General features: G+C 70.3%; 8 protein-coding genes. All 8 read left to right on the forward strand.

Going from position 1 to position 16584, the window contains the following annotated elements; translation table 11 throughout:
• Positions 1 to 328 precede the first annotated feature (328 nt).
• The 8 genes from ABNF93_RS32575 to ABNF93_RS32610 all read left to right on the forward strand — a co-directional run bounded on the left by ABNF93_RS32575 (position 329) and on the right by ABNF93_RS32610 (position 16544).
• On the forward strand, positions 329 to 1915 hold the full coding sequence (locus ABNF93_RS32575) for an ABC transporter substrate-binding protein (protein WP_349332112.1): 1587 nt from the start codon (positions 329 to 331) through the stop codon (positions 1913 to 1915).
• Between the two features lie 19 nt (positions 1916 to 1934).
• On the forward strand, positions 1935 to 4244 hold the full coding sequence (locus tag ABNF93_RS32580) for an ABC transporter permease subunit (protein ID WP_349332114.1): 2310 nt from the start codon (positions 1935 to 1937) through the stop codon (positions 4242 to 4244).
• Complete coding sequence (locus tag ABNF93_RS32585) at positions 4237 to 7383, forward strand: MFS transporter (protein ID WP_349332115.1); 3147 nt, start codon at positions 4237 to 4239, stop codon at positions 7381 to 7383. Before ABNF93_RS32580 ends, ABNF93_RS32585 begins: the two co-directional genes overlap by 8 nt.
• Positions 7384 to 7387: 4 nt before the next feature.
• Entirely contained in the window at positions 7388 to 8428 is a 1041-nt protein-coding gene (locus ABNF93_RS32590; RefSeq protein ID WP_349332116.1) for an AAA family ATPase, read from the forward strand.
• A 58-nt stretch (positions 8429 to 8486) separates the two neighbouring features.
• On the forward strand, positions 8487 to 9698 hold the full coding sequence (locus tag ABNF93_RS32595; protein WP_349332117.1) for a DUF58 domain-containing protein: 1212 nt from the start codon (positions 8487 to 8489) through the stop codon (positions 9696 to 9698).
• Positions 9695 to 12637: a transglutaminase TgpA family protein gene (locus ABNF93_RS32600; RefSeq protein WP_349332118.1), complete on the forward strand. Its 2943-nt coding sequence runs from the start codon at positions 9695 to 9697 to the stop codon at positions 12635 to 12637. Before ABNF93_RS32595 ends, ABNF93_RS32600 begins: the two co-directional genes overlap by 4 nt.
• Positions 12638 to 12753: 116 nt before the next feature.
• Entirely contained in the window at positions 12754 to 14757 is a 2004-nt protein-coding gene (locus tag ABNF93_RS32605) for a hypothetical protein (protein WP_349332119.1), read from the forward strand.
• Positions 14754 to 16544 (forward strand): ABC transporter substrate-binding protein, encoded by a 1791-nt coding sequence (locus ABNF93_RS32610; protein WP_349332120.1) that lies wholly within the window; start codon positions 14754 to 14756, stop codon positions 16542 to 16544. Before ABNF93_RS32605 ends, ABNF93_RS32610 begins: the two co-directional genes overlap by 4 nt.
• Positions 16545 to 16584 lie beyond the last annotated feature (40 nt).

A 16584-nucleotide genomic window follows, 5' to 3' on the forward strand; every position in this document is an offset into this window, starting at 1 on the left:
CCCCCCCCCCCCCCCCCCCCCCCCCCCCCCACTACTCCGCATTCGATCCGACTTGCCGCTGCCAGCACCCCTGTACCTCGGCTTCGTTGTCCTCATCCGGACGACAACGGCGCCACCAAGTAGCGGAGATCGACCTCAAGCACTACGGTCTGAACACTGCCATACTAGTGAACATCGGAGCGGCTCCAGAGGGAGCCCCGGCTGGACGGGTGGTGACGTGGGTAACGAGCCAGGAAGCCGACGCCGGGACGATGGCACACGGGGCGCCCGGTCCCGCCCGCATGGTGTGGCGCTGACGCACGCCGCCGTCGTCGCCGTCATCCTCGTAATGACCGCAGCGCTCGCGCTCGCTGCTCCCGCGCCGGCGCCACCGGCCACCGCCCAGCTCGCGCCCTCCTCTCGGCAGGCAACCGCCGAGCCAGAGCCCGACACTCCCACGCCGACCCCCGAGCAGACCGGCCCGGAGAACCCGTACGCAGGAATCGATCGCTCTCGCGTTCGTCGCTGTGTAGGCGAACCGCCACGCCAGACCGAGGATCCGATGTCGCCGCCGTGTGTGGCGTACTGGGACGGCGAGAACAACGGCGGCGACACTACCAAGGGCGTCACCAAAACCCAGATCAATTTGGTCGTTCCCGGCGGGCTCGCCCAACTGGGCAAGGGGATCGGTGGGATCATCGAGCACTTCAACTCCCGCTACGAGTTCTACGGGCGCAAGATCAACGTGCAGTACCTCACGACCGAGGAGTTCGTCAGCCTGCTCAACCCGGCCCAGTACGGCGCGTACGCCGAACAGATCGACACAGAGATGAACGCCTTCGGGGTCATCACGGCGGGCGGTCTCGACGGGAGCACCTCCACCCTCTACGACCTGCTGGCCGACCGGGGGATCATCAGCGTCGACGTGGCCGCCGGCTTCCGTACCGAGGAGGAACTCAGCCAGGGACCGAACGCCGACTACAAGTGGTCGTTCTCGATGTCCGACGACAATCTGCAGGAACACGTGGCGGAGTTTGTCTGCAAGAACCTCGTCGGCAAGCGAGCGATCCACGCCGGCGACGGGCTCACCGACACCACCCGACGGTTCGGGCTCATCGTGCAACGCAACCCGACCGGTGCCAGCATGACCGGCTCGGTGCTCGCGGCCGGGCTGCGGGCCTGCGACGCATCACTCGCCCCGACGGAACGGATGACCTACACCTGGAACGCCCAGCCACCCACACCGTCGGCGCCGACCGTGCTGGCCAAGCTGCGCTCGCAGGGAGTGACGTCGGTGATGTGCGTATGCACGAACCATGTCGTCGGCCAGGCACTGATCGCGTCGGAGGAACTGGGTTGGGAACCCGAGTGGATCTCCACCGGCACAGGATTCCAGGGCAGCGACAGTAACCTGGCCGCGTTCTGGCCGCAGAACCAGCTCGCGCACTACTTCGGAGTCTCGGCCGAGTCGAAGGTCAACTCCTACCCGGGTGAGGCATGGTTCGTCGCCGCCCGTGAAGGCGATCCGACCATCACAGCCGCGTACATGCAGAACCAGCACAGCAACTGGGGCCTCACCCTCGAGGCGATGTACCAGAGCATGCTGATCTTCGCCACGGGCATCCAGGGTGCGGGTCCGAACCTCACGCCCGAGACGTTCGCGGCGGCGCTTCGCGAAGCGGAGTTCACGAATCCAGGCGCGGGTGGTCCGCCGTACTACCAGCAGCGGATAGAGCTGGAGGCGGGCGAGCACTCGTTCGTCAAGGACGCGACCCTCACCTACTGGGACCCCACGATCCGGCCGTACGACGATCCGCAGCTCGGCACCTTCTGCTATGTGAACCACGGCCGCCGGTACACGTTGGGGAACTGGCCGTCCAACACCGAGGAGAAGTTCTACGGAAAGGGCAGGCCCGCCGATGTCCCCTGCCGATAGGACCCAACGGCGCCGCCGTATGCGGGACATCCCGTACACCAGTGAACTCGTCGCGCTCGTCCTGCTGCTGGGTGTGGCGCTGTTCGCCGGCGAGTCGCTCCCGCTCGGTATCACCTCGATCGGCGTGGTCAGTGGGTTCGGTGTGCTCCTGCACGCGATCGGGATGATCCTCGTCTACCGGACAGGGCGCTTCCTCAACTTCGCGCAGGTGCAGATCGGCCTCGTCGGCGCGGCACTGTTCACCGCTCTCGTCCAGGGCGAACTCCTGCTGCGTGCCGTCGACCCACTCTGCGGCGGGTGCGTGGGCCCGGATCCGTCACGGACATGGGAGATCGCGAACTTCCTGGTGGCAGTCGTGCTCGGTCTCGTCCTTTCCGTGCTGACGTCGTTGGTCATGTACTACCTCGTCGTCCAGCGGTTCGCGAACCAGCCGAGACTGGTGCTGACGATCGCCACCGTGTTCGTCGCCCAGGCCCTGGTCGGGCTGCAGAGCCAGCTCGGCTGGCTGTTGACGACCGAGGACCAACGCGAGGTCGAACGCGTCAACCCGTTCGCGGCATCGCCGTTGCCGTGGAGCTTCGCCATCCCGCTCGAGCCGGCGCAACTTCGCCTTGACGGGATCGTCACCATCGTCGTCGGCGTGGTCGCGGTCCTGGTCACGGCTGCCTACCTCAAGTACAGCTCCACCGGCGTGGCGGTGCGCGCCGCCGCCGAGAACGGCAACCGGGCACGCACTCTCGGCATCGACACGATCGGCGTCACGGCACGGATCTGGTTGCTGGTCGGCGTGCTCTCCGGTGCCGCAGGCATCCTCACCGCCTTCGGAAGCGGGTCGTCGGGGTCGGCAGCAGCGGCCTCCGGCGCGGGCTCGGGTGAGAACGTCGCCGTCCTTCCGGTGCGTACTCTCGTGCTCATCCTCGCGATCGCCGTCGTCGCACGCTTTGCCAGCTTCACGATGGCGGCACTCGCCGCGCTCGTCTTCGGCATCCTGCAGGAGTCGACGGTCTGGTCCTGGTCGTCGACGGCGCCGCTCGAGGTCGGGTTCGTCGTCATCATCGGCGTCCTGCTGGTGCTCCAGCGCTATCGCGCCAGCCGTGCAGACGCCGACTCCACCGGCACCGGCGGGTGGCGGGCCAACCATGAGGTACGCCCGGTGCCGCGCGAGCTTCGCGGCATCCCCGTTGTCCGTGCCTGGACGCGTACCGCTTGGATTCTCGCGGTCGTCGTCGTGGCCGGGCTGCCCTGGGTGCTCTCGCCGAGCCAGACCAACATTGCCAGCATCCACCTCGCGTACGTCATCATCGGCGCGTCCCTGCTGGTGCTCACCGGGTGGGCCGGGCAGGTGAGCCTCGGTCAGTTCGCGTTCGCCGCGGTCGGTGCGTTCGTCGCGGGCTTCTCGGGTCTGCCGCTGCTCGTCGCCGTCCCGGTCGCGGGGGTCGGCGGCGCGGTAGCCGCGCTGCTGGTGGGTGTGCCGGCGTTGAAGCTGCGCGGGTTGAATCTCGCGATCATGACGCTGGCGTTCGCGGTGAGTGCGACGACGCTGTTCGTCACCGGCGACTACCTCGGCAGGTTCCTGCCCACGACGATGCCGCGGCAGTCGCTCGTCGGGATCGACCTGTCGAACCAGCGGACGTTCTACTACCTCACCTTCGTGCTGGCGGCCGTCGCGGTGGCGGCGGTCCTCGGGCTGCGCCGCAGCCGGACCGGGCGGGTGCTTATCGCCTCGCGGGACAACGAGTCCACCCTTCAGTCGTACGGTGTGAATCTGCTGCGGATCCGGCTGGCCGCGTTCGTGTTCGCGGGCTTCCTGGCAGCGGCTGCCGGCGCGATCCTCGCCTCCGCGTACGGCGCGGTGACGCCGGCGGCGTTCACGCCCGAGATGAGTCTCACGCTCTTCGCGTTCACCGTCATCGGCGGGCTCGGCGGCATCGTCGGGCCGGTCATCGGGATGGTCTACCTCGCGGTGCTGACGCTGCTCAACGCCAACCCGCTCGTGCAGGCGGTCGGCTCCGGGCTCGTTGGTCTGTTCGTGCTCGCCGCGCTGCCGGGCGGGCTGGCTCAGGGGTTGTACGACGCGCGCGACGCGATGCTGCGTCGAGTCGCCGCGCGGCACCGGATCGTCGTGCCGAGCCTGTACGCCGACCGCGATCCCGCTGCGGCCTTCGAGCGCGCGCCACTGGACGAGCGGCGTGGCAGGCGCAGCGCCGCCGTCCAGGGCCGGTTCGAACCCGACGGCCAGTGGGCGCTGCAGCGCTACGGCAGCGACGGCGCAGCGACCGGGACGAACGAGCCGCGCGCGACCATGACGAAGGAGCGGATCGGTGGCTGACACGGACATCCGCCCGGGCGAGACCCGGCTCGAGGACCTGATCGCAGGACCGGCGACGCGGACCCTTGTCCCGACCGACCGCGAACGCGCCCTCCTGCCCGACCGCGCCCCCGACCGCGCCGCCGTCGGCGCCCCCGACGGCGCCCCCGACGGGGACCTGTCACGGGAGCGGCGAAGGTGGTTCAGGCGTACGACGAAGGAGTACGCACGAAGCCTCGACCTGCGCGGCACCCGCGCGCCGAAGGTCCCTCTGATCGTCTTCGCCCTGTCCGCCGTCTTCGCCGGCTGGGACGCCCAGGTGATCGGCCTGGTCGGTCCTGAGATCCGTACCGAGTTCGGCGTCAGCATCGCCGCCCTGGTCACGCTCGGCTCGGTTCTCGGCATCCTCGGGACCTTGGCCGCGCTGCCGATGGGCTACGTCGTCGACCGGGTCAAGCGCGTGTGGCTGATCCGGCTCGGCGGGATCCTCGGCCAGGTGAGCGTCGTCATGCAGGCGGTTGCCACGTCGTTCTTCGGTCTGATCGGGTCGCGGTGCGTCGGGTTCCTCGGCAACACCCTGTCCGGGCCGGCGAGTGCGCCGCTCACCGCCGACTACTTCGCGCCGCAACTGCGTGGCCGGGTGTTCGCGTTCCTCGGGGCGTGCGGGCGGATCGGCACGCTCCTCAGCATCCCGTTGGTGGGCTGGCTGATCACGGAGTACGGCTGGCGACAGGCGGTGCTCGCCCTCGCCGTCCCGGGCTTCCTCTTCGCGCTGCTCGCCTTCTTCCTCCGGGAGCCGACCCGCGGTGAGGTGGACCGGAAGTACGCCGGACTGGACGCTGAGCTGTCCAAGGAGGAGCCGCCACCTCTGAGTGCGGCGGCCTCACTGCGCGGCGCGTGGAGCATCAGATCCCTACGCAGGCAGGCGTTCGCGGGTCTCGTCAGCGGCATCGCGGCCGGACCGGTGTTCCTCATCACCGGGTTGTTCCTCGCCGACCGGTTCCTGTTGTCGCCGGCCGAGCGGGCGTGGATCCTCTGGGTCGAGGCGCTGGTGACGGCTCCCGCGCTCCTGCTGGCGGGCCCGGTCGCGGACCGGATCATGGCCCGCAAGCCGAGCATGCTCGTCCTGATCCAGGCCGGGATCATGATGGTCGGGGCGGCCAGCCTGGTCGTGATGGTCCTCGCGCCGAGCGTGGCGTACGTCGTCGTCCTCCAGGTGGTCCTCGGGTTCGCCGCCGCGACGGTCGCCCCCGCCATGGGCGTGTTGTACTCCCGGCTGGTGCCCGCCCAGTTCCGTGGCCTCGGCATGCAGATCTTCGCTCCGTTCGCGGTCGTGGGTCTGGTCCTGGCGCCGATCCTCACCGGGTACGCCGAATCGTCGTGGGGAGCCGGTGGCGCCCTCGTCGCGTTCGCGCCGTTCTTCGTCGTCGCGGCTCTGATGTTCGCGAGCTCGGCGTCGAGTGTGGCCCGCGACATCCGCGCCGCCGACCTCGCCAACATCGCCGACCAGGCGGTGCAGGCGGCCAAAGAGGCCGGCCGGAACAAGATGGTGGTCGCGCGGGGCGTCGAGGTGGAGTACGGCGGGGTCCAGGTCCTCTTCGGCGTCGACCTCGACATCGAAGACGGGGAGACGATCGCGCTGCTCGGCACCAACGGTGCCGGCAAGTCGACGCTGATGCGGGCGCTGTGCGGCCTCCACCAGGCGTCCAACGGGGCGATCTACCTTGACGGTCTCGAAGTCACCCACACGCCCGCGCACGAGCTGGCCCGGCGCGGCATCGTCGTGATGCCGGGTGGGCAGGCGGTGTTCCCGCAGCTGAGTGTGGCGGAGAACCTGCGCACGGCCGCGTGGACGTTCCGCGCAGACGCCACCGAGGTCGCCGAACGCACCGAACGCGTCTTCGGCTTCTTCCCCGTTCTCCGCGAACGCCTGCAGCAGAGGGCCGGAACCCTGTCCGGCGGCGAGCAGCAGATGGTGGCGATGGCGCAGGCCCTGCTGATGCGCCCACGTCTGTTGATGATCGACGAGCTCTCGCTCGGCCTGGCGCCGGCCGTAGTCGACCAGCTGCTCGGCATCGTCCGCGAGATCAAGGCGCAGGGGACGACCATCGTGCTGGTCGAGCAGTCGCTGAACATCGCGCTTACGGTCGCCGAGCGGGCGGTCTTCATGGACAAGGGCGAGGTCCGGTTCGACGGTTCGACCCAGGAGCTGCTCGGTCGACCCGACCTGGTCCGGGCGGTCTTCATGGGCACGGCGAGTGCAGGGTCGTCGCGGACCCGCGGCCGCGGCCCCGCCGAGCGGACGACCGTCCTTCGGGCGGAGGGCATCGAGGCGAGCTTCGGCGGCATCCGGGCGCTGCGGGACGCCTCCCTCGAGGTCGCGGCCGGTGAGGTGGTCGGCATCATCGGACCCAACGGCGCCGGCAAGACCACCTTGTTCGACGTGCTTTCCGGGCATGTACGACCAGACGCCGGAACCGTCCTCCTCTATGACGGCGACTCGAGCCGGGACGTCACGCGCCTCTCGCCCGACGCACGAGCGAGGCACGGCCTGGGAAGGTCGTTCCAGTCGGCGTTGCTGTTCGGATCGCTGACGGTCCGCGAGACGATCGCCGTCGCCCACGAACGCCGGGCCGTCCGCAGCGCCGTCCTCGGTGCGGTGTGGGCGCCGAACGTCCGCCGGAGCGAACGCCGGATCCGCGAACGCGTCGACGGGCTGATCGACCTGCTGGGCCTGGGTGCGTACGCCGACAAGTTCGTCCGGGAACTCTCCACCGGCACCCGGCGGGCGGTCGAGATCGGCTGCGTGATGGCGGCCGAGCCGAAGGTGCTGCTGCTCGACGAGCCGTCCTCCGGTCTCGCCCAGGCCGAGTCGGAGGCGCTGGGTCCGGCGCTCGCTCGCATCGTCCACGACACCGGGTGCGGCCTGCTGCTCGTCGAGCACGACCTGCCGCTGGTGATGGCGGTCTCGGACCGGCTCGTCGCCATGGACCTCGGCAGGGTCATCGCCGACGGCCCGCCGGACGAGGTGACGCGGGACCCGCAGGTGGTCGAGGCGTACCTCTCGGCGTCGGCCGACGCACTCCAACGTTCCGGCGCCGGCGTGGCATCCGCACTCGCCGAAGCGGTGCACGCACAGACTCCTTCAGAAGGGAAGTGAGCAGGTGAGCAGCCAGCCCACGCAATCGACGGGCGCGATCTCGTCCAGTCGGGCGTTCGCCGAACGGTTCGACACGATGGTTGCGAACATCGGGAAGGTCATCAAAGGCAAGGACACCGTCGTACGCCAGGCACTGGTGGCGTTGCTGTCCGAGGGTCACGTGTTGTTCGAGGACATGCCCGGCACCGGCAAGACCGTGCTGGCACGGGCGATCGGGGCGACGATCTCGGGGGAGAACTCCCGGATCCAGTGCACGCCGGACCTGTTGCCGGCCGACGTCACGGGGTCGACGGTGCTCGACCGGTCGACGGGGGAGTTCACGTTCCGCCGGGGCCCCGTCTTCGGCAACGTCCTGCTGGCCGACGAGCTCAACCGGGCCACGCCCAAGACCCAGTCGGCTCTGCTGGAGGCGATGGCGGAGAAGCGCGTGACGTTCGACGGGGTGACGTACGACCTGCCCGCACCGTTCTTCGTCCTCGCGACGATGAACCCGATCGAGCTGGCCGGGACGTTCCCGCTGCCGGAGGCGCAGCTGGACCGGTTCCAGTTCAAGCTCGTGGTGGGGTACGCCGACCGCGACGCGGAGGTCGAGGTGCTGCGCGCGAACCAGGCGCAGGCGGCGATCACCGCACTCGAGCCGGTCGTCGACATTCCCCAGGTGGTCGAGATGATCGACTGGGCCAAGGGTGTGACGATCTCGGACCCGATCCTGTTCTACATCACCGACCTGGTGCAGGCGACGCGGTCCGACCCGGCGCTGCTGATGGGGGCGAGCACCCGTGCGGCCGAGGCGCTGATGCGGGCGTCCCGGGTGATGGCGGCCTCGCAGGGCCGCGACGACGTACTCCCCGACGACGTGAAGCTCCTCGCCGACGCGGTTCTCAACCACCGGCTGCTGCTCACGCCCGACGCCCAGCTGCGGGAGGAGCAGGTCAGTGCGGTGATCGACCGGATCCTGCACCGGGTGAAGGTCCCGCAGGGCCTCCGCCGGGAGTCGTCCGTCGCGTCGGACAGCTCGACCGAACCCCTGGTGGCGACCTCCTGAATCTCCTGAGTCGCGTGATTCGCGTGGGTCGCCTGAGCCTCCTGAGGGGAGTCCGTTCATGCTTGCCGTGATCGAGCGCAAGGTCGGGTTGACGACGGTCGGAATCGCCGTCGTCGGCCTGGCCGTCGCCGGCTGGCTGCTCGGCCGGCTGCTGGAGAGCCGGGGCGTCTTCCTGCTGGTCTACGGCGGGGTGGTCGCGTTGGTCGTCTCCTGGCTGCTCGGCCGGCGCCGTCCCGCGGTCACGGCCGAGCGCGGCACGCTGCCGCCGAGGGTCCGCCCGGGTCGGCGGGTCGACGTCGACGTCTCGCTTACCGCGAGGCGCCGGGTGAGCACCATCGTGGTCGAGGACGAGCTGGACGAACGGCTGGGAACGGCGACCCGGCTGCCGGTGCCGCTGCTCGCGGGTGGCGACTCCTTCACCCATACGTACGGTTTCGTACCGGCGACGCGTGGCGTCTACCGCGCCGGGCCGCTGGTGGCCGAGTGGAGCGATCCGTTCGGCCTCACCAAACGCCGACTGACGCTGGCGGATCCGGTCGACATCGTGGTCCATCCTCGCGTCGAACGGGTGACGGACCGGATCACGACCCGGGAGTGGGAGGACCCGCCGATCCGGCCGCCGGTACTCAAGCCGTGGCCGACCGGGTTCGAGTTCTACGGTTTGCGCGACTACGTCGACGGAGACGATCCGCGCCGGATCGTGTGGCGGGCGGTGAGCCGCTACGACAGGTACCTCGTCCGGGAGTCCGAGCAGGGCATCACCGACCGGGTGAACATCCTGCTCGACACCGACGAGCGGAACCACAGCCCGGGCGAGCTGAGCGAGACCTTCGAACTGGCGGTCAGCGTGGCGGCCTCGCTTGCCGTGCACCACCTCGAGGCCGGCTTCGGGCTCAACCTCGACCTGAACGACGCCCGTCTCGCCGGGCCGTTGCGCGGCACCGCCGGACAGGTCCCGCTGCTCGACAAGCTCGCCGTGGTCGCCCGCGACCGGAGCCCGCTCAGCGCGTCGCTCGACCGGCTGGTGATCGACCCGGTCCGTGGCGCCCACAACGTCGTCATCACACCGGAGGTCGACCCCGAGGCGGCGCGGCGGATCCGGCTGTTGCGCGAACGCGGCATCGCCGTCCTGCTGATCCTCACCGTCTGGGAGGACACCGAACCAGCGACCCTGCACCGGGCGGGACTGCTCGGCTGCAACGTCGTCCAGATCCAGCAGGGCATGTCGCTGGAGCAGGTCTTCCGCCATGTCGTAGGGGCGCGCCGATGAGCACCCAGCAGATGAACCCGGAGACGAGCGATCCGCGTGTCGCCGCGCCGGGCGTACCACCAGACGAGGCGGGTACGCACGAACCCGCCGACCTACGCGACGCCAGCATCGACGAGGGCGGCGCCACCGCGGCACTGAACCCGGTGGCCACCACGGTCGCTGCGTTCCTCGCGACGGCGGGCGCGGGATGGGTCGTCGGTGGCGTGTTCGCGAGCGGCTTCGCCCGGCTTACGGCACTCGCCGGCGCCCTGATCGGCGCCGCGCTGGTCGTCCTCTCCTACCGGACCCGCCGGCCGGGGACCGTCCAGCTGCTCGTCGTCCCGGCCGCCCTTGTCGCTGGTGCGCTGCTGGTCTGGTCCGACGCCGACGGCGACCTGGGTGAACTGCCCGGCTTCGTGGTCGAGGCGCTACGCAGCGGCGGCCTGTCCACGCCGCCGGTGCCGTTCGACCCGGGCTGGCGGATCGTCGTCGTCGTCCTGGCCGCAGCGCTGGTGGCGTCGGCCGCCTCCCTCGCGATCGGCTCCGCCCGGCCGCGCCTCGCGGTCGCCGTCCCGCTCGTCGTGGTAGTCGGCGGCATGCTGGTCCACCCGGACCGGGGCGAGACGGTCACCGCATTGGTCGCGCTGGTCCTGGTCCTCGCCGGCCTGGCCGTCTCGTACGGCGTGCAGCTCGGCCGTGAGGGCGCGGGCAGCAGCCGGTTCGAACTCCGCCGGCTCGCCCGCGGCGGGACCGTGGTCCTCGTGCTCGTGGTGGGACTGGCCGGGCTGAGCCAGGTCGGGTTCCTGTTCCCCGCGACGGGCGACGACCAGGTGATCCCGCCTCGGCGCCCGGGTGTTCCGCCCGCGCAGGAGTCCCGCGTGCTCTTCACGGTCAAGGAGCCGAAGGGTTCGGACCACGTCTGGCGTACGGGCGTTCTCGATGTCTATGGAACGGACGAGAACGCCTGGCTCACCCCGCCGTACGACCCGGACCGGTTCGTCGACCTGCCCGAGTCGGGCGCGGTTCCGCGGGCCACGGCGTCGGGCGGTGCTGCGCCGGCGCCGACGGGTGAGACGCAGCAGGCCAGGGTCACGGTCGGCGACGCGGGTGGGCGGGCGCTACCGGTCACCGGTGCACCCGTCTCCGTCGCCGGCACCCCGGCCGAGTACGACCCGCGCACGCAGACGTTCCAGGCCACTTCCCGGCTGGCCGCCGGCACCTCCTACACCGTGGCGTCCGCGTCCGTCGACCCTGAGCGGCTGGCCCAGGCGCCGGCGACACTGCCGGGGTCGGAGGAGCTGGCGCCGTTCCTCGAGGCGCCGCCCGTACCGCCGCTCGTCCAGCAGCTGCTACTCGGCGCACCACCGGCCACCGAGGGTCTGCACGCGCGGCTGGAATGGGCGCGCACCAAGCTGTACGAGAACGTCGTCGCCCAGGGCGCCGGCCGGCCGGTCGACGTCTCGCCCGACCGCGCGCAGCAGATCATCGCGGTCAAGGGCACGAAGGCGACGCCGTACGAGATCACCGCCGCCGACGCGTTGCTCGCCCGATGGGTCGGCATCCCGTCCCGGATCGGCTACGGCTACTACACCGCCGGGCAGAAACCCGACCAGCAGGGCGAGATCGCGATCCGGCCAGAGCACGGAGCGACCTGGCTCGAGGCGTACTACGAAGGCGTCGGCTGGGTGCCCGTCCTGAAGACAGCGACCCGCACGCCGCCGCCCGAGGAGGCGCCGAAGAGCGAGCGTCCTGGTGTCACCGCGAGCGAGGACCGGGCGCTGCTCGTCTACGTGCCGGTACGCGTCCAGACCGTTCGACTGGCCTACGAAGTGGTCGGCTACTGGCTGCTCGTCACGCTGCCGTGGGTGCTCGGCGTCCTGGTGGTGTGGATGTGGTACCCGGCGGTGCTGAAGGTCCTTCGCCGGGGGCGGCGGCGGCGCTGGGCACACGCCCGTGGCTACCGGGAGCGGATCGCGGTGGCCTACGCCGACCTGCGCGATGTGGCGAACGACTTCGGCGTCGGTCACCCCACGCAGACGCCGATCCAGTTCCTCGACGCCGTACAAGCTGATCCCGAGCACCGCGAGCTGGCCTGGCTCGTCACCCGGGCGCTGTGGGGCGACCTCGCCCGCGACGCGCGGATCGACGACGCCGAGGCCGCTGAGGACCTGGCCCGGTCGCTGCGCAAGCGCCTCGCCCGGGCACAGACCCCGATCCTGCGGATCTTCGCGGGGATCTCACGGGTGTCCCTGCGCGACCCGTACACGCCCGAGATCCCCAACCTGTGGTGGCGGCGGCGTCCGCTGCGGGCGGCGGCCGCCGCGCTCCGCTGGCCGTTCGGCTTGCTGCGTGGGGGTTTTCGGCGTACGGCGACGGCGGGAGCGGCGGGTGTCGTGGTCGTCGGGATGTTCCTCTTCTTCGCCGGCGGATGCACCAACGTCCTCGTCAGCGGCGGGCCGCCGGACCCGGAGCGGGCGACTGAGCCGCGGGTGCCGGAGAAGATCCAGGAGTTCGTGCTCCTGCGCAGCCCGACGGCCGAGCAGGCCTACGACGACCTGGCGCGGGAGTCGCTCGTCACCGACGGGCGGGTCTACGAGATCTACCAGGGTGCGACCCGCCAGGCGCTGCTGCAGATCGCCTGGCTGAAGTCCGGCATCGACGACCCCGACGAGGCCAAGCGGCACATGCTCGCAGCGATCGAGACGGGGGAGTTCGTGTTCACCCGGATCGGTGAGGAACGCGCCTACGTCAAGCAACTCCCGGACGCGAAGTTCGTCGTGTGGTTCTCACCGGGCGACCGGTACTACCAGATGTTCGTGGCCCGGAAGGACCTCGAGATGGTCGACCTCGAACGCATCGTCAAGGGCCTGCTGGCCTTCCAGCGCGCGGACCGGCACCAGATCGTCAACGTGCCCGACGCGCCGGCCCAACCCGACCCGCTGCTGGGGAGCGCCGGATGAGTTGTCAGCGTGCGAGCCGCGCCGTGCGCAGCGTGGTGACCCACGTTGTTGGAGGTTCGTCGCCTTCTAGGGCGACGAACCTCCAACAACCCGCGCGACGAAGGGATGAGGGGCTGATGCGACGAGGTATCGCACTGTTCGCCGTCGCTGTGCTCGTGTCGGCGGGCGCGGCCTGCGCGGGACCCGAGCAGGAGATCGACGTCGACGTGCGCGGCGAACTGGCCGGGCTGGCACTCCGCGACGCGCGGGCGGCCTCCCAGGCGGTGCCACTGCCGCCGTACGTCGAAAGTGCGGGCGAAGTCGACGGAACTCCCACCGGCTGGCTGGTCAATCCCGAGCTCGCGCAGTCACCGCTGCCGTCACCTACCGGGTCCGACGAGTGTCCGTTCACCGACCCGCGGCAGGAGGTCGTCGCGGCGACCGGCGCTCCGGTTGCGCCACCGGCGGAGGCGACGTACGAGTTCTTCGCGCAGGGCCTCTTCGAGGCGGTCTCCGCCGACGGCGGGCGCAACGCCGTCATGCCCGCCTCGACGACCCGGACCGTCGCCAATGTGGAGTGGGCCCCGGGCGGTACCTACTACGACTTCGACATGGTGGTGGAGGCACCGCACGGGACGACGACCACCCGCTACCGCGTCGTCCTCGACGACCCCGAGGTGGCGAAGCCAGACGTCCCCCGTCCGGTGAACATCCGCGAACCCCCACCGCCGTTCCTCGCACCGTCGACCGAGCCACCCATCGTCGGTACGGTCCGCGTCGGAACACCGGCCCAGCCAGGGATGTACATCCTCTCCGTCCAGGCGGGCGACGACGAGCCGCTGGAGTTCAACGGCGGTGGCGGAATGCTGCTGGCCCGCTGGCCGGTGTTCGGCGGCGACACCGTGCAGGCCCAGGCGAGCGTCGGTGGCATGGCGCTGAACTACACCTCGACCGTGCTCGACAAGGGCCAGGTCGAGGCGTGTGGCGCTCTGCTCGACAGCCGCGCGGTCCGCCTCACCGGCACCGTCTCGTCCGCTCGCCGCCCGGCACCGGCGACGTTCGACGTGACCTACCACATCGCGACACAGTATGGCGGACTCGTCATCGCCGACTCCCGGACCACCACGGTCGGCAGCGACGCCACCTCCTCGGTGGTGGAGACGGTCACGGCACGGATCAAGGGCACACCCGAGCCGCCGTCGAAGGCACCCGAGCCGCCCCGCTGTCCGACCTCCGGCCCACGCTCCCCGCTGGTCGCGGCGGGGGCGTCGATCGAGACCCCGCCGGTCGAGGCGACGTACCGGATGCGGACGCCGATCGTGGACTATGCCGTCAGTGCGTACGAGGTCAACGGGATCATCTCGGACGCGGGCAAGCTGCCGACCACGCTCATTCGTACCGTTCGAAACGTCGAGTGGAAAGACGACCGGAGCTCCTTCGACTACGAAACCCGCGACGACCTCGGTGGCTCGGTCACGACGACGCGCTACCGCGTCATCCCCGAACCGCCGGGTGGTGCGGACAAGCCAGCGGAGAAGCTCAAACCCGGCTCGCCCGGCATGTATCTCGTCTCCGTGACCCATCCCGACGGCGAGCAGGTCGCCTACAACGACGGCGAGGGGATCCTCCTCGTCCCGTTCCCCGTCGACCCGGCGAGCGAGGCCAGCTACACGGTGACTGGCACGGCCGGACGGAACGACGTCGTGGCCTCGATCGACGTTCTTCCCAACGAGATCGTCCCGGGCTGCGGTGTGCGGGCAGAGGCGTGGCGGGTCGACGTGCGGATCGAGCCGGGGACGAAGCCGGGGCCCAAGCCGGCACCGGACGAGTACGTCGACACCCGCTTGCTCCCGCCGACCGAGCCGCCGCGGCCCACCGAGTCACCTCCGCCCACGCCCGCGCCCCGGCCGGAAGGCCCCGCGGAAGGGCCGCTGTCTGCCCTCGAGCTGACCCGTCCGTACACCGATCTGCTGCACGACGAAGGGCATGTCAAGGTGAGCTACGCGTTCTCGATCGCGCCAGGTCTGGGTGGGCTGGTCGTGGCGTCCAGGTCGACGACCTCGAGTGTCGACCGGCTCGACGAGTTCCAGCAGAACCTCGTCTACACGCTGACCAGCAAGCCGAAGGTGCCGAAGCCATGAGTGCGCTGACACAGGGACGCAAGGCAGGAGCCCGCCGGGTGGTCGTGGCGCTGGCCGCGGTCGTCGCGACCGCCCTCGCGGCGACGTCGTGTGTCACCCTGCCCGGCGGCATCGAGGTCGAGTCACCGGCTGCCAGCGTGAAGGCGAAGGCCGGGCAGACGATCAAGGTCGCCGTCATCCGGCCCGGCGCGCTGGACCCGGCGGACGCGTCCGACCCGAGCAGCCAGCTGATCGTCCGGACGATGTGCGACACGCTGCTGCGGACCGATCCGGAGACCGGGGAACTCATCCCCGGCATCGTGGAGAAGTGGTCGACGAGCACGGAGTCGGGGACCACCCGGATCCTCGCGACGCTCCGCAAGGACGTCTACTTCCCCGACGGCCGGCAGGTCGACGCCCGGGCCGTGGTCGACTCGTTGTCGCGGGTGGCGCGGGAGGAGACCGCGGGGTCGATGGCCGCGCTTTTCCGCGACATCGGCGGATACGAGCACATCCGCGGTACGACCGAGGAGCCACCGGACCGTGCCCGGGAGTACCTCACCGGTGCCCGCGTCTCCGATCCGTTCGGCATCGAGATCATCGTCAACGGGGAGGACGCCTCCTGGGCGCGCCGGCTTGCCAACCCCGCTTCGGCGATCGTCGACGACGAGGCGGGCCGCCGGGACCCGCTGGCGTTCGCCCGCAAGCCTGGCTGCGCCGGTCCCTACCGACTCGCTGCGTCGTGGAACCCCGGCGATCCGGTCATCCGGCTGGTGCGCAATCCGCGCTACCACGGCTCCCCGTGGGGGCTGACCCGGGACGGCGCCGGCTATGCCAAGGAGATCCTCTTCTACGTCTACGACACTCCCGAGGACGCCTACAAGGCTTACACCGACGGGTGGGTCGACATCGTCCAGCCGCCCCTCGCCGAACGCCCCGCGGCGGCGAAGGATCAGAAGAAGAGCTACGTCGGCGGCAACGGCCACCAGGCGATCTATGTCGGTCTGCCCTGGCAGCAGGGCAACCTCTTCGAGCACGAGGGTGTCCGGGTGGCGCTGAGCCAGGCGATCGACCGGAAGGAGATCGTCGCCGAGGCGTACGCGGGAAGTACCGACATCGCGACGAGCTTCCTGCCGCCGTTGGTCGGTCCCGCCCATGACCGGGACGCCTGTGCACGTGAGGCTCCCGCGTCGGCGGCGGTGGAGCGGGCGCGGGAGACTCTCGCGTCGGCGCGCGGAAGTTTGCGCGGGGAGAAGGTGCCGTTCTACTACTACGACGGATACCAGAACGCCGCCATCGTCACCGCGATCGCCGCCTCGTGGAGGAAGGCGTTCGGCCTGGTCGCCGAGCCGAAACCTCTGCCAGACAAGGACTTCCTGGCCCGAGCGAAGGGCGGGTTCGACGGACCGTTCCTGATGGGATGGGACGGCGAGCGGATGGCGTCGCCCGAGGCGTACCTGTGGAACCTCGTGGGCACCGGCGAGCCAGGAAACGTGGCGAAGTTCAGCGACCCGGGGTTCGACCGCTACTACCTGAAGGAGGTCGCGCCGTACGGTGGTCGGGCCGGCTCCGGTCTGGCTACCGAGGAGGAGCAGTTGCTCGCTCTCCGGCGCGCCGAACGGCGGGTGTGTGAGCTGATGCCGGCCATCCCGTTGACCTTCGTACGCTCCCACTGGCTGGTTCGAGACGATCGCCTGGGATCGGCGCGCGACTTCCGCCTCGACCACCTGGGCGATCCCGTGCTCCGCGAGCTGTGGGTGAAGCCCGAACCCAAGAAGAAGGAAGACGAACCGCCCGCCGAGGGATAGGGGTGGTGAGTAGGCGACTAGTATGCTAGTCCTGTGCCTT

The sequence above is a fragment of the Actinopolymorpha sp. B9G3 genome (assembly GCF_040120725.1).
Taxonomy (GTDB): Bacteria; Actinomycetota; Actinomycetes; order Propionibacteriales; family Actinopolymorphaceae; genus Thermasporomyces.

Excerpts from the sequence above, each read along its gene's own strand:
- ABNF93_RS32575 (WP_349332112.1), top strand. The coding sequence starts at position 329 with ATGACCGCAGCGCTCGCGCTCGCTGCTCCCGCGCCGGCGCCACCGGCC.
- ABNF93_RS32580 (WP_349332114.1), top strand. The coding sequence starts at position 1,935 with ATGCGGGACATCCCGTACACCAGTGAACTCGTCGCGCTCGTCCTGCTG.
- ABNF93_RS32595 (WP_349332117.1), top strand. The coding sequence starts at position 8,487 with ATGCTTGCCGTGATCGAGCGCAAGGTCGGGTTGACGACGGTCGGAATC.
- ABNF93_RS32600 (WP_349332118.1), top strand. The coding sequence starts at position 9,695 with ATGAGCACCCAGCAGATGAACCCGGAGACGAGCGATCCGCGTGTCGCC.
- ABNF93_RS32605 (WP_349332119.1), top strand. The coding sequence starts at position 12,754 with ATGCGACGAGGTATCGCACTGTTCGCCGTCGCTGTGCTCGTGTCGGCG.
- ABNF93_RS32610 (WP_349332120.1), top strand. The coding sequence starts at position 14,754 with ATGAGTGCGCTGACACAGGGACGCAAGGCAGGAGCCCGCCGGGTGGTC.